This window comes from Mycobacterium sp. E3251, assembly GCF_001666835.1.
Taxonomy (GTDB): domain Bacteria; phylum Actinomycetota; class Actinomycetes; order Mycobacteriales; family Mycobacteriaceae; genus Mycobacterium.
Genome location: NZ_LZJF01000034.1, coordinates 99,564 through 121,822 on the forward strand (window position 1 = coordinate 99,564; position 22,259 = coordinate 121,822).

Annotated in this window: 18 protein-coding genes and 2 tRNA genes; 13 read left to right on the plus strand and 7 right to left on the minus strand. The window is 67.7% G+C overall.

The window, feature by feature from the left end; all coding sequences use genetic code 11:
- Nucleotide 1 precedes the first annotated feature (1 nt).
- From A5697_RS04725 to A5697_RS04750, 6 genes are all read left to right on the plus strand, one after another.
- Nucleotides 2–2,038 carry a cytochrome c oxidase assembly protein gene (locus A5697_RS04725; RefSeq protein ID WP_068008434.1) on the plus strand — a complete coding sequence of 679 codons (2,037 nt, stop codon included), beginning with the start codon at nucleotides 2–4 and terminating at the stop codon, nucleotides 2,036–2,038.
- Between the two features lie 155 nt (nucleotides 2,039–2,193).
- A complete protein-coding gene (locus tag A5697_RS04730) occupies nucleotides 2,194–2,700 on the plus strand; it encodes a single-stranded DNA-binding protein (RefSeq protein WP_068008436.1) in 507 nt (168 codons plus the stop codon).
- A gap of 91 nt (nucleotides 2,701–2,791) precedes the next feature.
- The gene (gene ettA, locus A5697_RS04735) at nucleotides 2,792–4,468 is read left to right on the plus strand and encodes an energy-dependent translational throttle protein EttA (RefSeq protein WP_067947014.1); all 1,677 of its coding nucleotides are present in this window, start codon (nucleotides 2,792–2,794) and stop codon (nucleotides 4,466–4,468) included.
- Between the two features lie 121 nt (nucleotides 4,469–4,589).
- Entirely contained in the window at nucleotides 4,590–9,431 is a 4,842-nt protein-coding gene (locus A5697_RS04740) for an NAD-glutamate dehydrogenase (RefSeq protein WP_068008440.1), read from the plus strand.
- Nucleotides 9,428–9,841 carry a thioesterase family protein gene (locus A5697_RS04745; RefSeq protein ID WP_067947010.1) on the plus strand — a complete coding sequence of 138 codons (414 nt, stop codon included), beginning with the start codon at nucleotides 9,428–9,430 and terminating at the stop codon, nucleotides 9,839–9,841. The genes A5697_RS04740 and A5697_RS04745 overlap by 4 nt, the downstream gene beginning before the upstream one ends.
- On the plus strand, nucleotides 9,829–10,500 hold the full coding sequence (locus tag A5697_RS04750; protein ID WP_068008443.1) for a hypothetical protein: 672 nt from the start codon (nucleotides 9,829–9,831) through the stop codon (nucleotides 10,498–10,500). Before A5697_RS04745 ends, A5697_RS04750 begins: the two co-directional genes overlap by 13 nt.
- Nucleotides 10,501–10,554: 54 nt before the next feature.
- Here A5697_RS04750 and A5697_RS04755 read toward each other — a convergent pair whose 3' ends face one another.
- From A5697_RS04755 to A5697_RS04770, 4 genes are all read right to left on the minus strand, one after another.
- Nucleotides 10,555–11,568, minus strand: coding sequence for an FAD/NAD(P)-binding protein (locus A5697_RS04755; RefSeq protein ID WP_068008479.1), 1,014 nt, complete (start codon nucleotides 11,566–11,568; stop codon nucleotides 10,555–10,557).
- Nucleotides 11,569–11,669: 101 nt separating this feature from the next.
- Nucleotides 11,670–12,302 carry a DUF5134 domain-containing protein gene (locus A5697_RS04760; RefSeq protein ID WP_197500914.1) on the minus strand — a complete coding sequence of 211 codons (633 nt, stop codon included), beginning with the start codon at nucleotides 12,300–12,302 and terminating at the stop codon, nucleotides 11,670–11,672.
- A gap of 177 nt (nucleotides 12,303–12,479) precedes the next feature.
- Nucleotides 12,480–14,048, minus strand: a complete 1,569-nt coding sequence (locus A5697_RS04765; protein WP_082953239.1) for a glycoside hydrolase family 13 protein — start codon at nucleotides 14,046–14,048, stop codon at nucleotides 12,480–12,482.
- A 29-nt stretch (nucleotides 14,049–14,077) separates the two neighbouring features.
- Entirely contained in the window at nucleotides 14,078–14,473 is a 396-nt protein-coding gene (locus A5697_RS04770) for a globin (protein ID WP_046184463.1), read from the minus strand.
- A gap of 142 nt (nucleotides 14,474–14,615) precedes the next feature.
- Here A5697_RS04770 and A5697_RS04775 point away from each other — a divergent pair, with 142 nt between their 5' ends.
- The 3 genes from A5697_RS04775 (at nucleotide 14,616) to A5697_RS04785 (ending at nucleotide 16,009) form a co-directional block, all read left to right on the plus strand.
- Complete coding sequence (locus A5697_RS04775) at nucleotides 14,616–15,263, plus strand: HNH endonuclease (RefSeq protein ID WP_066958390.1); 648 nt, start codon at nucleotides 14,616–14,618, stop codon at nucleotides 15,261–15,263.
- Between the two features lie 64 nt (nucleotides 15,264–15,327).
- On the plus strand, nucleotides 15,328–15,555 hold the full coding sequence (locus tag A5697_RS04780; protein WP_067947160.1) for a hypothetical protein: 228 nt from the start codon (nucleotides 15,328–15,330) through the stop codon (nucleotides 15,553–15,555).
- A complete protein-coding gene (locus A5697_RS04785; RefSeq protein ID WP_067947000.1) occupies nucleotides 15,542–16,009 on the plus strand; it encodes a DUF5130 domain-containing protein in 468 nt (155 codons plus the stop codon). Before A5697_RS04780 ends, A5697_RS04785 begins: the two co-directional genes overlap by 14 nt.
- Nucleotides 16,010–16,045: 36 nt before the next feature.
- Here the strand turns inward: A5697_RS04785 and pepN are convergent, their stop codons facing one another.
- Nucleotides 16,046–18,622, minus strand: coding sequence for an aminopeptidase N (gene pepN, locus A5697_RS04790; RefSeq protein ID WP_068008451.1), 2,577 nt, complete (start codon nucleotides 18,620–18,622; stop codon nucleotides 16,046–16,048).
- Between the two features lie 105 nt (nucleotides 18,623–18,727).
- Here pepN and A5697_RS04795 point away from each other — a divergent pair, with 105 nt between their 5' ends.
- The 3 genes from A5697_RS04795 to A5697_RS04805 are packed head-to-tail and all read left to right on the plus strand — an operon-like array spanning nucleotide 18,728 to nucleotide 20,675.
- Complete coding sequence (locus A5697_RS04795; protein WP_067946996.1) at nucleotides 18,728–19,351, plus strand: Rv2466c family mycothiol-dependent reductase; 624 nt, start codon at nucleotides 18,728–18,730, stop codon at nucleotides 19,349–19,351.
- Between the two features lie 27 nt (nucleotides 19,352–19,378).
- Nucleotides 19,379–19,858 (plus strand): ribose-5-phosphate isomerase, encoded by a 480-nt coding sequence (locus A5697_RS04800; RefSeq protein ID WP_067946994.1) that lies wholly within the window; start codon nucleotides 19,379–19,381, stop codon nucleotides 19,856–19,858.
- A gap of 7 nt (nucleotides 19,859–19,865) precedes the next feature.
- Nucleotides 19,866–20,675, plus strand: a complete 810-nt coding sequence (locus tag A5697_RS04805) for an Fpg/Nei family DNA glycosylase (protein ID WP_067946992.1) — start codon at nucleotides 19,866–19,868, stop codon at nucleotides 20,673–20,675.
- Between the two features lie 21 nt (nucleotides 20,676–20,696).
- Here the strand turns inward: A5697_RS04805 and A5697_RS04810 are convergent, their stop codons facing one another.
- On the minus strand, nucleotides 20,697–21,887 hold the full coding sequence (locus tag A5697_RS04810; protein WP_068008454.1) for a serine hydrolase domain-containing protein: 1,191 nt from the start codon (nucleotides 21,885–21,887) through the stop codon (nucleotides 20,697–20,699).
- 32 nt (nucleotides 21,888–21,919) lie between these two features.
- A tRNA-Gly gene (locus A5697_RS04815) sits at nucleotides 21,920–21,990 on the minus strand.
- 148 nt (nucleotides 21,991–22,138) lie between these two features.
- On the opposite strand from A5697_RS04815, the gene A5697_RS04820 reads away from it, so the two are divergent.
- Nucleotides 22,139–22,215: transfer RNA gene (locus tag A5697_RS04820), tRNA-Pro, on the plus strand.
- The last annotated feature ends 44 nt before the right edge of the window (nucleotides 22,216–22,259 follow it).

Here is a 22,259-nt window from a genome sequence, read left to right on the forward strand (position 1 = left end):
TATGACGGTCGGTCGGTCGCTGACGCCACCCCGCGCGCGGGTGTGGCCGCTGCTGATCGGTGTCGCGCTGCTGGCGGGCTGCACGGCGGCCGGTATCGGGGCGCTGTCGCTGGCCGATGCGCTGACCGCCACGGGTTTGCCGAACCCGGGCCCGGCAACCACGCTGGGGCTCCCGTTCGTCCGGGCGGCGGGGGAGATCGCCGCGGTGCTGGCCGTGGGTTCGTTCCTGTTCGCGGCGTTCCTGGTGCCGCCGCAACGCAGCGGCGTCCTGGACGCCGACGGGTACCGGGCGCTGCGCCTGGGGACCGTCGCGTCGGGCGTCTGGGCGGCGTGTGCGGCGCTGCTGGTTCCGCTGACCGTTTCCGACGTATCGGGCCGCCCGCTGGTCGCGCTTTTGAACCCGGTGCGGATCTGGTCGATCGCCGGCCTGGTCACCACCGCCTCCGCGTGGCGCTGGACCGCGGCGCTGGCCGCGCTGGTGATGCTGGCCAGCCTCTCGGTGCTGCGCTGGTCGTGGACGCCGCTGCTGTTCGCCGGGTCGCTGCTGACGCTCATCCCGCTCGGGCTGACCGGCCATTCGTCGGCGGGCGGTTCGCACGACCTGGCGACCAACAGCCTGCTGATCCACCTCGTGGCCGCCGGCCTGTGGGCGGGCGGACTCCTGGCGTTGACCGCCTACGGGCTGCGTGGCGGCGGGCACGTCGCCCTGGCGGCGCGGCGGTTCTCCGCAATCGCGCTGTGGTGCTGGGTCGCGATGGCGCTCAGCGGTCTGGTGAACGCCGCGGTGCGCGTCCCGCTGGGCGACCTGCTGACCACCGATTACGGCCGATTGGTGGTCGGCAAGTTCGCCGCGTTATGCGTGCTGGGGGTAATCGGCTGGCGCCAGCGGCGCTCGTCGGTCGCCGGTTTGCAGGCGGAACCGCCTCGGCCCGAGGCGCGCCGCGCCCTGCTGCGGCTGGCGCTCGCCGAGGCCGCGGTCTTCGGCCTCACCTTCGGCATCGCCGTCGGCCTGGGCCGCACCCCGCCGCCACCACCGCCGAGCCGGCTGCCCTCGATTCCCGAGGCCGAGATCGGCTACGACTTCAACGGTCCGCCCACCCCGGCCCGGATCTTGTTCGACTGGCGCTTCGACCTGATCTTCGGCAGCGCCGCCATCGTCTTCGCCGCCCTCTATGTGGCCGCCGTGGTCCGCCTGCGTCGGCGAGGCGACGCCTGGCCGCCGGGCCGGACCGTGGCCTGGCTGCTCGGCTGCCTGACGTTGCTGTTCGTCACCTCGTCGGGGGTCGGTCGCTACATGCCGGCGATGTTCAGCGTGCACATGGTCGCCCACATGGGCCTGTCGATGCTGGTGCCGATCCTGCTGGTGCTGGGCGCCCCGGTGAGCCTGGCCCTGCGGGCGTTGCCCGCCGCGGGCCGGGACGACCCGCCCGGCTTGCGGGAATGGCTGCTCGCCGCGCTGCACAGCCGGCTGTCGCGGTTCCTCACCAACCCGGTCGTGGCCACCGTGCTGTTCGTCGCCGGCTTCTACGGGCTGTACCTGTCGAACCTGTTCGACATCGCCGTGGGCAGTCACGCGGGGCACCTGGCGATGAACCTGCACTTCCTGCTCAGCGGCTACCTCTTCTACTGGATCGTCATCGGGGTCGACCCCACGCCGCGCCCGATCCCGCCGCTGGCCAAGGTGGGTGTGGTGTTCGCGTCGCTGCCGCTGCACGCGTTCTTCGGGGTGGTGCTGATGGGCACGCGCAGGGTGCTGGGCGCCGACTACTACCGTTCGCTCGGCTTGACCTGGCACACCGACCTGCTCGGTGACCAGCGGTTGGGTGGCGGCATCGCCTGGGCGGCGGGGGAGTTGCCGCTGGTGATCGTGATGCTGGCGCTGCTGGTGCAGTGGGCGCGCAGCGACGACCGCACCGCCCGGCGGTTGGACCGCGCCGCAGACCGCGACGACGACGCCGAGCTGGTCGCTTACAACGCGATGCTGGCCGAGCTGGCGCGGCGCGACACACCGAACCGTCCGCACCAGCCGGCGGACTGATCCACAGTCGCGATTCCTTCCACAGGCCGTCGAGGCACCGCCGGATCCGGGACCCTTCGCCCGCCGGGCCGTCGGTGGCACCGGGCTCAATGGCGGCCAGGACGGGCGGTGCCGCGTTCACCGCCCAAACAGCACACCGAGAAGGGATCATTGCAATGTTCGAAACCCCGCTTACCGTTGTCGGGCACATCGTCAACAACCCCGAACGTCGACAGGTCGGCTCCCAGGAGGTCATCAAGTTTCGCGTCGCCAGCAATTCCCGGCGGCGCACGGCCGACGGCGGCTGGGAGTCGGGCAACTCGCTGTTCATCAACGTCAACTGCTGGGGCAAGTTGGTCACGGGGGTGGGTGCCGCGTTGGGCAAGGGTGCACCGGTGATCGTGGTGGGCCACGTCTACACCAGCGAGTACGACGACCGCGACGGCAACCGCCGCTCGTCGCTGGAGATGCGTGCGACCTCCGTCGGACCCGACGTATCCCGCGCGATTGTGCGCATCGAGAAGCCGGGCTACACCGGTCCCAATCCGGAGCAGGCGCCCGCCAATGGAACTTCGGCGACCGCCGCCGACGTTGGTGGTGACGAGGACCTGAAGGCCGGCGACGACCCGGCCGACTCCGGAGACACCGCCGCAGACCGCGCCCGGCTCTCCGTTCCGGCTTGACCGTCGGCTTGGGGGCGGGCCGGCAGTTGCCGGCCGGTGCCTAGGATGGTCCGCGAGATCACTCTGCAGACCAGAAAGGCACAACAGCGGCATGGCTGAGTTCATCTACACGATGAAAAAGGTCCGCAAGGCGCACGGCGACAAGGTGATCCTGGACGACGTCACGTTGAGCTTCTACCCGGGCGCCAAGATCGGCGTCGTTGGCCCCAACGGCGCCGGCAAGTCGAGCGTCTTGCGGATCATGGCCGGGCTGGACAAGCCGAACAACGGCGAGGCCTTCCTGGCCACCGGGGCCACCGTCGGCATCCTGCAGCAGGAGCCGCCGCTGAACGAAGAGAAGACGGTGCGCGGCAACGTCGAAGAGGGGCTCGGCGAGATCAAGGTCAAGCTGGACCGCTTCAACGAGGTCGCCGAATTGATGGCCACCGACTACTCCGACGAGTTGATGGAGGAAATGGGCCGGCTGCAGGAGGACCTCGACCACGCCGACGCCTGGGACCTCGACTCGCAGCTCGAGCAGGCCATGGACGCCCTGCGCTGCCCGCCGCCGGACGAGCCGGTGACGAATCTGTCCGGCGGTGAGCGGCGCCGCGTGGCGCTGTGCAAGCTGCTGTTGTCCAAGCCCGACCTGCTGCTGCTCGACGAGCCGACCAACCACCTGGACGCCGAAAGCGTGCAGTGGCTCGAACAACACCTGGCCGCCTATCCGGGTGCGGTGTTGGCGGTGACCCACGACCGGTACTTCCTGGACAACGTCGCCGAGTGGATTCTCGAGCTCGACCGGGGCCGTGCGTATCCCTACGAAGGCAACTACTCGACATATCTGGAGAAGAAGGCCGAGCGGTTGGCGGTGCAGGGCCGCAAGGACGCCAAGCTGCACAAGCGGCTGACCGAGGAGCTGGCCTGGGTGCGGCAGGGGGCCAAGGCGCGACAAGCGAAGAACAAGGCCCGTCTGCAGCGCTACGAGGAGATGGCCGCCGAGGCGGAGAAGACGCGCAAGCTGGACTTCGAGGAAATCCAGATTCCCGTCGGGCCGCGACTGGGCAACGTGGTCGTCGAGGTCGACCACCTCGACAAGGGCTACGACGGGCGGACCCTGATCAAGGACCTGTCCTTCACGCTGCCCCGCAACGGCATCGTCGGCGTGATCGGCCCCAACGGGGTGGGCAAGACAACGCTGTTCAAGACCATCGTCGGGCTGGAACAGCCGGACAGCGGGACGGTCAAGGTCGGAGAAACGGTCAAGCTTAGCTATGTGGACCAGTCCCGCGCCGGCATCGATCCCAAGAAGACCGTGTGGGAAGTCGTTTCGGATGGCCTCGACTACATCGAGGTCGGCCAGAACGAGATCCCGTCGCGCGCCTATGTCTCGGCGTTCGGGTTCAAGGGTCCCGACCAGCAGAAGCCGGCCGGCGTGCTGTCCGGTGGCGAGCGGAACCGGCTGAACCTGGCGCTCACGCTCAAGGAAGGCGGCAATCTGCTTCTCCTCGACGAGCCCACCAACGACCTCGACGTCGAGACGCTGGGTTCGCTGGAGAATGCGCTGGAGAAATTCCCGGGCTGCGCGGTGGTCATTTCGCACGATCGCTGGTTCCTGGACCGCACCTGCACGCACATCCTGGCCTGGGAGGGCGACGAGGACAACGAGGCAAAGTGGTTCTGGTTCGAGGGCAACTTCGGCGCGTACGAGGAGAACAAGGTCGAACGGCTCGGTGTTGACGCGGCCCGGCCGCACAGAGTGACCCACCGGAAGCTCACGCGCGACTAGTGTCAGCTGCGCAGCACCCCGACGATGCGGCCCAGACGGCCGCGGCGGGTGCACCCCGCTTGCGGGGGGAGAGTGGGCGGTTGAACACAGCGGCGTTCGTCACCAGTTGGGAGCCATCGGCATGACGATCGATCCCGGGCCCAAGCAGACCCTCAAGCCGTGGACCGCCTTCACCCAGCAGCAGGACATTCCCGACTGGATCGCGAAGGCCTATATCGAGAGCTATCGCGGCCCGCATGGCGATGAACCCGGAGCGGAATCCGGCCCTATCGACCTGACGGTCCCGACCGCCATCGTGACCCCCGCCATGCTCGGCGCGCACTATCGGCTCGGTCAGCACCGTCCCGCCAGCCAAAGCCGGGTCGCGGTCTACCCCTCGGACGACCCGGCCGGCTTCGGGCCCGCCCTGCAAGTCGTCACCGACCACGGCGGCATGTTGTTGGATTCCGTCACGGTGCTGCTGCACCGCCTCGGTGTGCCCTACGCGGCCATCATGACCCCGGTGTTCGAGGTGCACCGCGACCCCGCCGGCGACCTGGTCAGCGTCGAATCGAAACCGCCCGGCGCCCCGCCATACGTGGGCGAGGCATGGATCCATGTGCAGCTGCTGCCCTCGGTCGACAGCAAGGGCCTCGCCGAAGTCGAACGGCTGTTGCCCAAGGTGCTGTCCGACGTGCAACAGGTCGCCAGTGACGCGGGTGAATTGATCGCCGCCCTGAGCGGCCTGGCCGCGGAAGTGGAAACCAACGCCCACGGCCACTTCTCGGCCCCCGACCGCGCCGACGTCGCGGCGCTGCTGCGCTGGCTGGGCAACGGGAACTTCCTGCTGCTCGGCTACCAGCGGTGCCGCGTGCACGACCGTCTCGTCTCCGGCGACGGGTCGCCCGGGCTGGGCGTCCTGCGCGCCCGCACCGGCTCCCGCCCACGGCTGACGGATGACGACAAATTGCTGGTGTTGGCTCAATCGGTCGTCGGCAGCTACCTGCGTTACGGCGCCTACCCGTACGCCGTCGCGGTCCGGGAAAATATCGGCGACGACGGCGGCGTTGTCGAGCACCGCTTCGTCGGGCTCTTCACGGTCGCGGCCATGAACGCGGATGTTCTGGAAATCCCGACGATCTCGACCCGGGTGCGCGACGCGCTGGCCCTGGCCGACAGCGACCCAATCCACCCCGGCCAGCTGCTGCTCGACGTCATTCAAACCGTTCCGCGCTCGGAGCTGTTCACGTTGAGCGCCGAACGGCTCTTGACGATGGCCAAAGCGGTGGTGGATCTGGGATCCCAACGGCGGGCGTTGTTGTTCCTGCGCGCCGATCGGCTCCAATACTTCGTCTCGTGCCTGGTCTATCTGCCCCGCGACCGTTACACCACCCAGGTGCGGCTGCAAATCGAGGACATACTGGTCCGCGAGTTCGGTGGCACGCGGCTTGAATTCACCGCGCGTGTCAGCGAATCACCTTGGGCCCTGATGCATTTCATGGTCCGGTTGCCGGAAGATGCGGCGCCTGTGGATGTTTCCGAAGACAACCGGGTCCGCATCCAGGGGTTGCTGAGCGAAGCCGCGCGCACCTGGAGCGACCGGTTGATCGGGGCGGCCGCGGAAGGCTCCGTCGAACAGGCCGACGCCGAGCACTATGGCACTGCTTTCTCCGAGGTCTACAAGCAAGCGGTCACCCCGGCCGATGCCATCGAGCACATCGCCATCATTGAAGGGCTGCAGGATAATTCGGTCAAGCTGGTGTTCTCCGAGCGCGGCGAGGACGGGGCCGCGCAGCTGACCTGGTTTCTGGGCGGACGCACCGCCTCGCTGAGCCAGCTCCTGCCCATGTTGCAGAGCATGGGTGTGGTGGTGCTCGAGGAGCGACCGTTCACCGTCACCCGCCCGGACGGGCTGCCGGTGTGGATCTATCAGTTCAAGATCTCCACGCACCCCACGATCGCGCCGGCGACGACCACGGCGGACCGCGACGCGACCGCCCAGCGGTTCGCCGACGCGGTCACCGCGATCTGGCAAGGCCGCGTCGAGATCGACCGGTTCAACGAGCTGGTGATGCGCGCCCGGCTGACCTGGCAGCAGGTCGTGCTGCTCCGTGCATACGCGAAGTACCTACGGCAGGCGGGCTTTCCGTATAGCCAGTCCTACATCGAGTCGGTACTGAACGAGCACCCGTCCACCGCGCGATCGCTGGTCGCCCTGTTCGAGGCGCTCTTCGATCCCCGGCCGTCGGGCGCATCCACCAACCGTGACGCACAAGCGGCGGCGGCCGCGGTAGCCGCCGACATCGACGCGCTGATGAGCCTGGACACCGACCGCATCCTGCGGGCGTTCGCATCGCTGGTTCAGGCGACGCTGCGCACCAATTACTTTGTGACGCGCGAGGGTTCGGCCCGCGCCCGAAACGTCTTGGCGCTCAAGCTCAATGCGCAGCTGATCGACGAACTGCCGCTCCCGCGGCCCAAGTACGAGATCTTCGTCTATTCGCCCCGCGTCGAGGGTGTGCACCTGCGGTTCGGGCCGGTGGCGCGCGGCGGGCTGCGCTGGTCGGACCGTCGCGACGATTTCCGCACCGAGATCCTCGGCCTGGTAAAGGCGCAGGCGGTGAAGAATGCGGTCATCGTGCCGGTCGGCGCCAAGGGCGGCTTCGTCGTCAAGCGGCCGCCGTTGGCGACCGGCGATCAGGCGGAGGACCGCGATGCCACCCGCGCCGAGGGCGTCGCCTGCTATCAGCTGTTCATCTCCGGCTTGCTCGACGTCACCGACAACGTCGATCACGCAACGAGAAAGGTCAGCCCGCCGCCGGAGGTGATACGGCGCGACGGTGACGACGCCTACCTGGTGGTGGCCGCGGACAAGGGCACCGCCACCTTCTCCGACATCGCCAACGACGTCGCGAAGTCCTACGGCTTCTGGTTGGGTGACGCCTTCGCGTCCGGCGGATCGGTGGGCTACGACCATAAGGCGATGGGCATCACGGCCCGGGGCGCTTGGGAGGCCGTCAAGCGACACTTTCGGGAGATGGGCGTCGACACCCAGGCCGAGGACTTCACGGTGGTGGGCATCGGCGATATGAGCGGCGACGTGTTCGGCAACGGCATGCTGCTGTCGAAGCACATCAGGTTGATCGCCGCCTTCGATCACCGGCACGTCTTCCTCGACCCCGACCCCGCCCCCGCGGCGTCGTGGGAGGAACGCCGGCGGATGTTCGACCTGCCGCGGTCCAGCTGGGAGGACTACGACAAGTCGTTGATCAGCGAGGGCGGCGGGGTGTACAGCCGCGAGCACAAATCCATCCCCGTTAGCCCGCAGGTGCGCGACGCGCTGGGCATCGACAGCGAGATCACGGAGATGACCCCGCCCAACCTGATCAAGGCGATTTTGCAGGCGCCGGTCGATCTGTTGTTCAACGGCGGCATCGGCACCTACATCAAGGCCGAGTCCGAGTCCGACGCCGACGTCGGCGATCGCGCCAACGATCCCGTCCGGGTCAACGCAAGTCAGGTGCGCGCCAAGGTGATCGGCGAGGGCGGAAACCTGGGGGTGACAGCCCTGGGCCGGGTCGAATTCGATCTGTCGGGCGGGCGCATCAACACCGACGCGATGGACAACTCCGCCGGCGTGGACTGTTCGGACCACGAGGTGAACATCAAGATCCTGATCGACTCGCTGGTCACCGCCGGCAGGGTCGACCCCGAGGAGCGAAAAGAGTTGCTGGAGTCGATGACCGACGAGGTCGCGCGACTGGTGCTCACCGACAACGAGGATCAGAACGACTTGATCGGCACGAGCCGCGCCAACGCGGCCAGCCTGCTGCCGGTGCACGGCAGGCAGATTCAATACCTCGTCGACGAGCGGGGGCTCAACCGCGAATTGGAAGCCCTCCCGTCGGAGAAGGAGATCGACCGGCGATGTGAGGCGGGCATCGGCTTGACGTCACCCGAGCTGTGCACCTTGATGGCGCACGTCAAACTCGGGCTCAAAGAGGAGATGCTGAACACCGAACTGACCGAGCAGGATGTGTTCGCATCCCGGTTGCCGCAATACTTTCCGACGCCGTTGCGGGAGCGGTTCGGCCCGGAGATCCGCACCCACCAGCTGCGCCGGGAGATCGTCACCACCATGCTGATCAACGACCTGGTCGACACCGCCGGCATCAGCTACGCGTTCCGGATCACCGAGGATGTCGGGGTCGGGCCCGTCGATGCGGTGCGGACTTACGTCGCTACCGACGCCATCTTCGGCGTGGGGGAGATTTGGCGGCGGATCCGCGCGGCGAATCTGCCGGTCGCGCTGTCCGATCGGCTCACACTGGACACCCGACGGCTGATCGACCGCGCCGGCCGCTGGCTGCTCAACTACCGTCCGCAGCCGCTGGCCGTCGGTGCCGAGATCAACCGGTTCGCCGCGAAGGTCAAAGACCTGACCCCCCGGATGTCGGAGTGGCTGCGCGGCGACGACAAGGCGATCGTGGAGAAGGAGGCCGCCGAATTCTCTTCGCAGGGTGCGCCCGACGACCTGGCGTACATGATCGCCGCCGGTCTGTACCGGTTCAGCCTGCTGGACATCATCGACATCGGCGACATCAACGACATCGACGCCGCCGAGGTCGCCGACACCTACTTCGCCCTGATGGACCGGCTGGGCACCGACGGATTGCTGACGGCGGTATCCGAACTGCCCCGCAACGACCGCTGGCATTCCCTGGCGCGCTTGGCGATTCGCGACGACATCTACGCCTCGCTGCGTTCGTTGTGCTTCGATGTGCTCGCCGTGGGGGAGCCGAACGAAAGCGGCGAGGAGAAGATCGCCGAGTGGGAACACCTGTCCGCATCGCGGGTGGAGCGGGCCCGCCGCACCCTCATCGAAATTCAGGAAAGTGGAGAAAAGGATCTCGCGACGCTGTCGGTGGCGGCGCGCCAGATCCGGCGCATGACCCGCACCAGTGGAAGAGGATCCTCGAGTTGAGCGTCGGCTTCGTAGCCCCCGTACCGGTCCGCTGGTCGGACATCGACATGTATCAGCACGTCAACCACGCCACCATGGTTACCATCCTGGAGGAGGCCCGGGTCCAGTTCCTGCGCGAAGCGTTCGAGGTCGACATCTTGACCATCGGGTTGCTCATCGCCGAAGTCAAGGTGACCTATAAAGGTCAGCTGAAGCTGGTCGATTCGCCGCTGCAGGTGACGATGTGGACCAAGCGGCTGCGGGCTGTCGACTTCACGCTGGGCTACGAAGTGCGCTCGGTCAACGCCGATCCCGAGTCCAAACCGGCCGTCATCGCCGAATCGCAACTGGCCGCCGTTCATATCGAGGAGGAGCGCCTGGTGCGGCTCTCTCCACACCATCGGGAGTACCTGCAACGGTGGATTCGCTAGCTGACCGCGGGCTCTGGCTGGGGCCACCGGACCGGGCCGCCCAGCGCAGGGACCTCAGTGCCTTCGTCGATTACGCGCTGCGACTCGACGACACGGCGGTCATTCGCCTTCGCACTCGATCGGCCGGGCAGCTGACAGCTTGGGTGGCAACGGGTTTCGACGTCCTGGCCAGCCGGGTGGTCGCTGGCGAAGTGCGGCCCGAGGATCTGTCGGTGGGCGCGGACGCGCTGGCGCGCGGCCTGGCCGCGATGGGGGACTCGGGCTACGTCGATCCGGGCTTCGCGATGGACTCCGCGTGGCGGGGGGCGTTGCCCCCGGACGCCGGCTTCACCCATCTCGAGGACATACCCGCGCGGGTGATGCTCGACCTGGCGCAGCGCGGCGCACGACTTGCCAAGGAGCACGGCAGTTCGCACGGCCCACCCGTATCGCTGCTCGACCAGGAGGTCATCCAGGTGAGCTCATCCGACGCGAGTGTGGGGCTGCCCATGCGGTGTGTGTTCGCCTTGACCGCAATGGGTTTCCTGCCGCAGTCACCGGATGCCGTCGGCGCCGACGAAATGATCAGGGTGCGGATCCTGCCGACCTGGTTGCGCATCGACGCCCGGTTCGGCTCTGTGTACCGACGCCGCGGCGACCCTGCGCTGCTGCTGCGCTGACTCGCGTCCCGTTCCGAATCATCTTGAGTCGAACCCCGGCATTGGGATGAGTCGTCACGTGCTGTAGACCATCCACAACGGAAGCACCGAGTCCAGGTAGTCCATGAACTTCTTGAGGCCTACGCGGTATTGCCCGTAGCCGTACGGATCTTCGGCGTACTCCGGGAAGGCGATGCCCAGCCCGAACAGGCCGGGGGCAAGGATTCCGTTCATCCGGTTGTATTGCAGCGGGCCCCACTGGGGCGTCTCGGGCAGCTTACGCGGCTCGAAACCGACCGTGTAGACGACACGGTCGCACTCGGCGAGCTTCTCTTCGAATTCCGGGCTCGAAACCCAGCACCTCTCCAATCGCTCCGGATACACCCCGTCGATGTTCTCGCGCGCCCACTCGGCGGCACGGCCTTTGAGGCCGGTGTCATCGAATAGGATCCAATCATCCAGGTAGACAGCATATTTGAGCGGGCTGCGGTAGAAATTGATCACCCTGCCGACCGGGAGCCGCAGCAGGTGCGGTAACGCGATCATCGACGAGTGCGACGAGCCGAAGACGGCAACCGTCGCGCCCTGCAGCGGCACCTCGGCGAGCTTGTCGGCATCGAGGGCGACCTCGACCGGAATCTCGTCGAGGGGATAGTCCAGCCTCTTGGGGGCCGCGCCGATCGCGAGGATCACGTTGTCCGAGGTCAGTTCCGGATCCTGCGTTTCGATCCGCCAGCGCCGTCGCTGCAGGGACAGGGTGGTGGCCGTCGTCTCGAACGTGTGCACCCGTTCGCGCAGTTGCGCGGTGACCCACACCAATGGGTCTGCGACCAGGGCAAGGGCGCAGGTCTCCTCCGGGTCCACCTCGGCCAGCGGCAATGGCGGGGCTTGGGAGAACCGAAAGGCCCCAGAGCCATTCAGGAAACTCATGAACGTCCCGGCAATGGTGTTGCTGGACACCGACCGCCACTTACCGCCCAGGTCTCCAGCGGCGAAGGCCGGATCGACCCAGGCGACCTTGTCAGGCGGTACGCCCTGATCGAGCAGCCTTCCGACCGCGGCAATTCCGGCGGGTCCGGCTCCGATCACTGTCCACGCGTAGGTCGCCATGTACTAGGTATAGAGGAGCGACGAGCCAAACGCTGAGTCGCGAGGTCGGCCGAACGGGACCAGCCGACCGTGGAATCCGCTCACACGATGTCAGCGAACATCAGCGCCGTGCCGGCGGCGGTGATCGCTTGAGTCAGGATTTGCGCGTGGGTGAGCCGAACGGCGCGCGGCATCAGGTTCGTCCAGCGCCGCGCCATCCAGCGGTACGCCCAATAGATCGCCACCGCGGCGAACCCGAGGGCCGCGGTCCAGTTCACGACCGCGACCCAGTCCTGGGCGGCCTCGAGCATGTGGTGTCCGGCGTGTTGCTGCCCCGACGCGACCTCGTGCGCGGTCATGTCCATCGAGCCGCCGTCGGGGTGGCCGGACCGACCCGGCAGGCTGCCGTTCATCGCCCCGTACATCCAGGCCATCGCCGCCATCATCGCGGCGTAGTAGTAGTTCGTCAGCCGACCATCGGCGGCCCCTGGCGCATGGCCGGCAATGCCGGCAAACCAGGCCCCGCCCAGCAGGAAGCACATGGCCGTCGCGACGGTCGGCAGATTCATTCCCACGCCCCAGGCCATCAAGATCATCACGGCCGACATCGCCAGGTGTAGCAGCTGGCTGACCATGCCCGTCCAGCAGCGGCGTTGAGCGACAAGGAAATACGCGTAGGCAGCAAAGCTTACGGCGAACAGCGCCGTCACCACCCACCGCAACGTGTTATCCACCAACCCGCCTTTCTCTGGTGGCCCGCCCGGCATCGGCCTAGTGCCCGAAGCCGGTTCCGATCTCGGTCATCGCACGACAGTACCCCCATAGGGTATCTTCGCCCTAGGCGACACCCGGGCAGTCTTAAAACCGCAACGCGAAACCGACTGATCCGACCCGCCTTTGGGGCCTGCCGTTCAGGCCAGCCAGGCTGCGGCGTCGGGCGCGAGTTTGCCGTCGACCAGCGGGGCGCTGGCGACGATCAGCTCTCCGGGCGGCAGGGGGATCGGCCGGCGGCCGGCGTTCACCACGCACACCGCCCCGCCGCCGCGGCGCCGGAAGATCAGCGCATCGCGTGGCGCGTCCAACCAATCGATGTCCTCGCCGTCGAATTCGGGGCGCTCCTTGCGCACTTTGATGACGCGCTGGAAAAACGCGAAGGTCGACTCGGGGTCCGCGAGCTGCCTCTCGACGGTCAGTGCAGCCCAGTCTTGCGGCATCGGTAGCCACGTGTCGGGCGATGAGGAGAACCCGAACGGGGGAGCGTCGCCCGACCACGGGATCGGGACCCGGCACTTGTCCCGGCCTCGCTCGGTATGCCCCGAGCGTTCCCATGTCGGGTCCTGCAGCACCTCGTCGGGTAGCTCGACGTCCGGCAGCCCGAGTTCCTCGCCGTTGTAGACGAACACCGCTCCCGGCAGCGCCAGCATCACCATCGCCATCGCGCGCGCCCGGCGCAGCCCGATCTCACCGTCGCCGTAGCGGGTGACCTCGCGGCCCACGTCGTGGTTGGACAATGTCCACGTGGGGGTGGCGTTCTCAATTGCCGTGGCCGCCAACGAGTTCTCGATCGCGTCGTGAATCTCGGCAGCGTCGAAGTCGATCTGCGCCAACCGGAAATTGAAGCCGAGGTGAAGTTCGTCGGGCCGCAGATACTCCGCCCACCGCATGTTGTCGGTCACCCACACCTCGCCGACGGTCACCGCCCCGGGATAGTCGTCGACGACCGAGCGGATGCCCCGGTGGATCTCGTGCACGCTCGGGTGATTGAAGCGCGGGTCGTCGTCGTTGTGGTGCAACACCCTGCTGTCGCCCCGCGCGTCGGGCAGGCCCGGCGGTTTCGCCATGCCGTGGGCCACGTCGATGCGGAACCCGTCGACGCCGCGTTCCAGCCAGAACCGCAGTGTCTTCTCGAAGTCGTCGAAGATGTCCGGTTGCTCCCAGTTCAAGTCCGGCTGTTCGGCGTCGAAGAGGTGCAGGTACCACTGGCCGGGATTGCCGTCCGGTTCGACCACCCTGGTCCAGGCGGGCCCACCGAACACCGACTTCCAGTTGTTCGGCGGCAGCTCGCCGTGGGCGCCGCGCCCGTCGCGGAAGAAATAGCGCTCCCGTGCCTCCGTGCCCCGACCGGCCGCCAGCGCGGCCTGGAACCAGGGGTGCGCCGAGCTGCTGTGGTTGGGCACCACGTCCATGGTGATCTTGATGCCCCGCTCGTGTGCGGCGGCCACCAGCCGCTCGAACGCCGCCATCCCGCCGAACAGCGGGTCGATGTCCCGGGGATCCGCCACGTCGTAGCCGTGGTCGGCCATCGGCGAGACGGTGACCGGGTTGAGCCAGATCGCGTCGACGCCGAGCCGTTCCAGGTGGTCCAGCCGGGCCGTCAGGCCGTCCAGATCGCCTACGCCGTCGCCGTTGCTGTCGGCGAACGACCGCGGATACACCTGATAGAAGACCGCGTTTGACCACCACGGCTTGGAGGAGCTCATCCCACCCCGCTCAGTTTCGTGGACCGACATCACAAGGCCGCGTTGACCAGCGAGTGGGCGGCCATCTCAAGGTAATCGAGCAACTGACGCCGGTGCTCGTCGTCGAGGGTCTCCGAGTCGATCGAGGCGACGGCGATGTGCATGCAGCGCAGCCAGGCGTCGCGCTCGATGGGGGTGATGCGGAACGGGACATGGCGCATCCGCAGCCGGGGATGACCCCGCCGGTCGGAGTAGGTGCGCGGGCCACCCCAGTACTGCTCGAGGAACATGCGCAACCGTTCCTCGGCGCCCGCCAAGTCGTCTTCGGGGTACAGCTGGCGCAGGATTTCGTCCTCGGCGACCTGGGCATAAAAGCGGGACACGATCGCATGAAAGGTTTCGGCACCGCCGACGGCGTCATAGAAGGACTGTGGCTCGGAATCCATCGCCTCCATTGTGGTCCATCGCGGCGGCGGCGGCCCGAGCCGGGCCGAGGACACAGCCGCTGTTCACCCGGACGACATGCCGTTCACCTGCAATAGGGGTGCGATTGGCGGCGAATCATGGTGGACTATCCGCGGAGGATCTATGGCGCAGGGCAAGAGACGCCGCAGCCACCGCAGTTCCGGTGCCGCGGCAGGGTTAACCGGGCCCCCGACCGCGTCATGCCTGCATAGCGTCGACACCCATCCCCCCACCCGCCAAGACAGCGCGTCCCTGTGGAGTCGCCGGCGGGTGCTGCTGCTGAATTCGACCTACGAGCCGCTGACCGCGTTGCCGATGCGGCGGGCCATCGTGATGGTCATCTGCGGGAAGGCCGACGTGGTCCACCACGACCCGGCCGGACCGGTGATCCACTCGGCCACCAGCTCGATCATGGTGCCCTCGGTGATTCAGCTGCGGACCTATGTCCGCGTCCCGTACCGGGCCCGCGTCCCGATGACCCGGGCGGCGCTGATGCACCGGGACCGATTCTCCTGCGCCTATTGCGGGGCCAAGGCCGACACCGTCGACCACGTGGTGCCGCGCAGCCGCGGCGGCGACCACTCCTGGGAGAACTGCGTCGCCTGCTGCTCGACGTGCAACCACCGCAAGGGCGACAAGCTGCTCACCGAACTCGGCTGGGTGCTGCGCCGGACGCCGCTGCCGCCGACGGGGCAGCACTGGCGACTGCTCTCGACGGTCAAGGAGCTCGACCCGGCCTGGGCGCGCTATCTCGGCGAAGGCGCGGCCTGACCAATCTCGTGTCCGGGTGTGCCGCGAGAACACCCAGTGGGATACGGTTTTCGTCGTGAGCATGCTGGAGATTCACGCGTACTTCATCGGGATACCGTTGCTGCTGGTGGCCGTGCTGGCGGTGCTGATCTGGTCGCACAAGGGACCGCACCCGGCGACCTACAAGCTGCCGGAGAAGTGGACGCATCCGCCGATCCTTTGGGCGGCCACGGACGAAGACGTCGGCCACACCCACGGCGGGCACGGCGGACACGAATTCTCAGTTGGAGGTGGCGCCAGTGGCACATGGTGATGTGGCGACGAGGGAACCTGCCGAGCTGCCCAACGGCTGGGTGATCACCACCAGCGGGCGGCTCTCCGGGGTCACCGAGCCAGGCGAGCTCTCGGTTCATTTTCCGTTCCCGATCAAGGACCTCGTCGCCATCGACGACGCGCTGAAGTTCGGATCCCGGGCATCGAAGGCACGGTTCGCCATTTACCTCGGTGACCTGGGCAGTGACACCGCCGCGCGGGCTCGCGAGATCCTGGCGAAGGTGCCCACCCCGGACAACGCGGTGCTGCTGGCGGTCTCGCCCGACCAGAAGGTCATCGAGGTGGTCTACGGCTCCCAGGTCCGCGGCCGCGGCGCCGAGTCGTCCGCGCCACTGGGCGTCGCCGCCGCGTCGTCGGCGTTCGAGCGGGGCGATCTGGTGGACGGACTGGTCAGCGCGATCCGCGTCCTCAGCTCGGGGATCTCCCCGGCCTAGCGGCGTAGCCGGGCGCGGCGGGTCGTCACCGTCGGCCTAGTCGGTCGCGTCGAACTTGCGTGCCCGCAAGGCCCGCTTCACCCCGGCCTGGCCCTCGAGCACCAGCCGCCGCAACGCCGGCGGCACCTCGGGGGCGGACAGGAACTTGTCGGCGGCCGCGATGCCGGCCTCGCTGATGTTCCAGTGCGGGTACAGGCCGATCACCACCGTTTGCGCGACTTCGCTGGAACGCCGCGCCCACACGCCCGGTATCGCCTCGAAGTAGCGGTCGGTGAACGGCGTGAGCAAGTCGTGCTGCCCGGCCGGGGCGAAGCCCGCGATGATGCTGCGGGCGGTGATGTTGGCCAGGGTGTCGTCCTCGATCACCGTGGTCCAGGCGTCCTCCTTGACCTGTGGCTGCGGCCGCGCCGTCGCCGCCTGGGCGCCGTTCCGCTTGCCGGCGGCGGTCGGATCGCGCTGGACCTCCGCGTCGATGAAGGGCGTGGCGGGCCCATCCGCGTCGATTTCCCCGGCGCTGGCGAGCGCGGTCACGATGCGCCACCGCAGGTCGGTGTCGATCTCGAGGCCGGCCAGCCCCAACTCGGCCGGGTCGTGGTCGAGCAGGTCCGCCAGCGCCACGACGTGCCGGGTGGACAGCACCGACGAACACAGGGTGTTGACGAAGGCGAGCTGGTGATCGGAGCCGGGGTTGGCGGCGCGCGCCAGCTCCAGCAGCCGATCGGCGAACTCCGGCCACCCGTGCTCGCGCGCCCAGTTCGGCTCGGCGTAGGAAGCCAGCGCCGTCTGCGCCTGCAGCAGCAGCCGCTGCGCCACACCGACCTCCGTTTCGGCGTGCACGCCGCCCGAGACCAGCGCCACGAAGTCGCGGGCGCGCAGTTCGGCCTCGCGTGTCATCTCCCACGCCGCCGACCACACCAGGGAGCGCGGGAGTGGCTCGGCGATGTCGGCGATCCGCCGCAGCGCCGTCCGCAGCGACTCGCCGTCCAGCCGCAGTGAGCAATACGTCAGATCGTCGTCGTTGACCAGCACCAGCTGGCCACGCGAAACGCCAACGAGGGCAGGCACTTCGGTGACAGGACCCTCGACGTCGAGTTCTTCGCGCCGGACCCGCAGCAGCTTGCCGGCGCCATCGTCGTCGTAGATCCCGATCGCCAGCCGGTGCACTCGGGTTTCACCGGCGCCCGGGGCGGCGCCACTCTGTGTCACCGCGAACCGGGTGAACCGGCCGTCCGCGTCAACATCGAAATCCGGCCGCAGCGTGTTCAACCCGGTCGTCTTCAACCACTGCCGGCCCCAGTCGGACAGGTCCCGGCCGGACGCCTTCTCCAGCGCGGCCACCAGGTCGTCGAAAGTGGCGTTGCCGAACGCGTGGGTGCGGAAGTAGTCGCGCAGCCCCGCCAGGAAGTACTCCAGCCCGACGTAGGCGACGAGCTGTTTGAGGACGGACGCGCCCTTGGCGTAGGTGATGCCGTCGAAGTTCACCTCGACGGCGGCCAGGTCGGGGATATCCGCGGCTATCGGATGGGTGGACGGCAGCTGGTCTTGGCGGTACGCCCAAGACTTCTCGACCGTCGCGAACGTCGTCCAGGCCTCGGTGAATTCGGTGGCCTCCGCCTGGCACAGCACCGACGCGAACGTCGCGAACGACTCGTTGAGCCACAGGTCGTCCCACCAGGTCATGGTGACGAGGTCACCGAACCACATGTGCGCCATCTCGTGCAGCACGGTTTCGGCGCGCCGCTCGTAAGAGGCCCGGGTGACCTTGCTGCGAAAGACGTAGTCCTCCAGGAAGGTCACCGCGCCCGCGTTTTCCATTGCGCCGGCGTTGAATTCGGGCACAAACAGCTGATCGTATTTGCCGAACGCATACGGCAGCCCAAAGTTCTTGTGGTAGAAGGCGAATCCCTGCTTGGTCTGGGTGAACAGCCGCTCGGCATCCATGTGGCGCGCCAACGATTCCCGGCAGAAGATGCCCAGCGGGATCTCGCCGTGTTCGTCGGCGTAGGTGTCCTTCCACTCGGCGTACGGGCCGGCGACGAGGGCCACCAGGTAGGTGCTCATCCGCGGGGTGGTGGCGAAGACGTGCACGCCGTCTTCGATGGACACCGTCGCGCCGTTGGAAACCACCTTCCAGTGTTTGGGTGCCGTCACCCGCAGGTCGAACGTCGCCTTGAGGTCGGGTTGGTCGAAGCAGGCGAACATGCGCTTGGCGTCGGCGGTTTCGAATTGCGAGTAAAGGTACGTCTCGTTGTCGACCGGATCGACGAAGCGATGCAACCCCTCGCCGGTGTTGGAGTAGCGGCAGTCCGCGTCGACCACGAGGACGTTGCGTTTCTCCAGACCGCGCAACGCGATGCCCGTCGATTCGTCGTAGCCGGATACATCCAGGTCATGGCCGTTGAGGCTGGCGCTGCGCACCGTCTCGGCGGCGAGGTCGATGTACGAGTCGGCACCGGGAAGCGCGTCGAACACCACCGTGGTGGTGGAGCGGAACGTCCGTTCGCCGGGTGCGCCGGAACCATCGGTGACATCGAGGTCGATCTGGTAGCTGTCGACGGTGATCAGGGCGGCGCGTTCGACGGCCTGGTCCCGGGTGAGATTAGGAAGAGCCACGCGTCCAACTTACGTGCCCGCCGCGCATCTCGGCCGGTGCGGGAACAGGGGCGCGGCGCCTACGGTTGTGCTGAACGGTGTACCGACCGACGAGAGGACTGCGCTATGGCTGAGAAGGCTGCCGAGAAAGACCAAGCCGATTTCTGGTTCGACCCGCTGTGCCCGTGGTGCTGGATCACTTCGCGTTGGATCCTCGAGGTGGAAAAGGTCCGCGACATCGAGGTGCACTTTCACGTCATGAGCCTGGCGATCCTCAACGAGAACCGCGAAGGCCTTCCCGACAAATACCGCGAAATGATGAAGCACGCCTGGGGTCCGGTGCGCGTGGCGATCGCCGCCGAGCAGGCCCACGGCGAGGGCGTGCTCGACCCGCTGTACACCGCCATGGGCACCCGGATTCACAACGAGGACAACAAGAACCTCGAGGAAGTCATCAAGTTGTCGCTCGCCGACGCCGGTCTGCCCGCGGAGCTCGCGGAGGCCGCGAACAGCGAGGCGTACGACGACGCCCTGCGCAAGAGCCACCACGCCGGCATGGACGCCGTCGGCGACGACGTCGGCACGCCGACCATTCACGTCAACGGGGTGGCGTTCTTCGGGCCGGTGCTCTCGAAGATCCCCCGCGGCGAGGAGGCCGGCAAGCTATGGGATGCGTCGGTGACCTTCGCGTCCTACCCGCACTTCTTCGAGCTCAAGCGGACCCGCACCGAGAAGCCCGAATTCGACTGATAGGCGGCCCGTGTAAGGATTGCGGGCATGCGCGTCTACCTCGGCTCTGACCACGCCGGATTCGAGCTCAAGCAGCAGATCATCGAGCACCTCAAAGCGTCCGGGCACGAGCCGATCGATTGTGGCGCCTTCGCGTATGACGCCGAGGACGATTACCCGGCGTTCTGCATCGCGGCCGCGACACGCACGGTGGCCGACCCCGGCAGCCTGGGCATCGTGCTGGGCGGTTCGGGCAACGGCGAACAGATCGCGGCCAACAAGGTGCCGGGAGCCCGCTGCGCGCTGGGGTGGAGCGTCGAGACGGCGACCCTGGCCCGCGAGCACAACAACGCGCAATTGATCGGGATCGGCGGTCGCATGCACACGGTCCCCGAGGCGTTGGCCATCGTGGATGCCTTCCTGAGTGCGCAATGGTCCAAAGCCGAACGCCACCAACGACGTATCGACATCCTCGCCGAGTACGAGCGCACTCACCAGGCGCCGCCGGTGCCCGGCGCGCAGGGCTGAGGCGCGCATGCCCGAAGGGCATACCCTGCACCGCCTGGCCCGGCTGCATCAGCGCCGCTTCGGTGGGGCGCCGGTGGCGGTGTCGAGCCCGCAGGGCCGCTTCGTCGATGCGGCCGTGGTGGACGGGCGCGTGTTGCGCCGCACCAGCGTCTGGGGCAAACACCTGTTCCACCACTACGGGCCCCATCAAGGCGGTCCGATCGTGCACGTGCACCTGGGCCTCTACGGCGCCTTCACCGAATGGCCGCGCGACGGAGCGGTCCTTCCCGAACCGGTCGGGCAGGTGCGGATGCGAATGGTCGGCGCCGACTACGGAACCGACTTACGCGGGCCGACGGTCTGCGAGGTGATCGACGAGGGCCAGGTTTCCGACGTGCTGGCCAAGCTCGGTCCCGACCCGCTGCGCAACGACGCCGATCCGTCCTGGGCGTGGAATCGAATCACCAAGTCCCGCAGGCCCATTGGTGCACTGCTGATGGACCAGACCATCGTCGCCGGCGTCGGCAACGTCTATCGCAACGAACTGCTCTACCGCCACCACATCGACCCGTTCCGTGCCGGCCGCGACATCGGCGAGGCGGAGTTCGCCGCGGCGTGGACCGATCTGGTGGCGCTGATGAAGGTCGGCTTGCGCCGGGGCAAGATCATCGTGGTGCGGCCCGAACACGACCACGGGCCGCCGTCGTACCGGGCCGGGCGGCCCCGGACGTATGTCTACCGGCGCGCCGGCGAGGCCTGCCGGGTCTGTGGAGATTCGATCCGCACGGCCGTGCTCGAGGGGCGAAACGTGTTCTGGTGCCCTACCTGCCAGAAATGACGGGCCGCGGTTCGCCGGAACCTAGATGACGCCGAGCGCCGCGTAGACCTCGTTGCTCAGCGCCAGGCTGCGCGGGTCCGCGTTGGCCTTGGTGGCGTCGAACCGGTTCGCCACGTACGCGTAGCCGATCCGGTGTTCGAGATCGACGAACCCGAACGACCCCCCGAGGCCGCCGTGGCCGAAGATCCGCGGGTTGGGCCCGTTCACGCACCGCTGGTTGAGCATGTAGCCCAAACCCCAGCCGTGATCGGCGACCCGTGGCCCGAGCACCAAGTCGGTCTCCAGGCCACCCTGGCACTGCCGCACCAGCTCCATGTGCTCGCGGCTGAGCACCTTCTCCTGGGCGAGCGCGTTGTAGAACGTCGCCAATCCCAGGGCGGACACTTGCCCGTTCGTGCCGGGAAACTCGAGTTCGCGCCACAGCTGCAGGTCGTGGGAGCCCAGCTCGTCGTCTGGCGCGAAACCCATGGAGATCGACAACCCCGCCTTCGGGTGCTCGGCCAGGCTGGTCGGGTAGCCGGGCGCTTGCGCGTCGGCCAGCAGGTCGCGGGCGTGCGGCTTGTTCACCCGCTCGGCGCAGCGGCGTTGTTCGGCCAGGGGCAGCCCGATGTGGACGTCCGCGCCGAACGGTTCGGCGATCTCGGTGCGCAGGTACTGGCCGATCGTCCGGCCCGTGACGCGGCGGAATACCTCGCCGACGATGAATCCGAAGGTGGTCATGTGGTAGCCCTGGGCGGTGCCGGGCTCCCAATATGGTTCCGCGGCGGCAAGCTGCGCGCAGACGAAGTCCCAGTCGGCGACGTCTTCCCAGCGCATCCGGGTGCGGGGGCCGATCACGCCGGACCGGTGGCTCATCACCATCGCCAGCGTGATGTCTTGTTTGCCCGCCTGGCCGAACTCGGGCCAGTAATGGGCCACGGGGGCCTGCAGGTCCAGCTCGCCGCGGTCGGCCAGCTGGTGGACACAGGTGGCCGACAGGCCCTTGGTGCCGGACAACACCGTGGTCAGGGTGTTCTGCTGCCAGGGTCGGGTACGGGCCGCGTCGGCCCAGCCGCCCCAGAGATTGACGACGAGGGACCCGTCTAACCACACTGCGACGGCCGCGCCAACTTCATCGCCCAGCGCGAAGTTGCGCTCGAAAGCGTCGCGCACCCCGACGAAGTCCGACGCGCATGAGCCACGGATTGCCGCGTCCGTTGTTAGGTCGCTCATGGCGCCTTTCTATGGAGCAGATCCTCACCCCGAGCGGGCGACGGGAATCGAACCCGCGTAGCTAGTTTGGAAGACTAGGGCTCTACCATTGAGCTACGCCCGCATGTGCCAGTCGAGCGTGACTGTAGCTGTCGACGAAGATCAAATCTAATCGACGCGGTCTTGTGATCGCTCCGTGAGGGTCCGCGAGGTCGTCGCGAAGCCTGTGGCCAACCCGCACGCGAGGGGCCTTAGGATCATCGAGGTCAGCGCGGGGTGTAGCGCAGCTTGGTAGCGCATCCGCTTTGGGAGCGGAAGGCCGCAGGTTCAAATCCTGTCACCCCGACCAGCACGACCCCGTGCCGCATGCACACGGCCCACCGAACGCCAGGA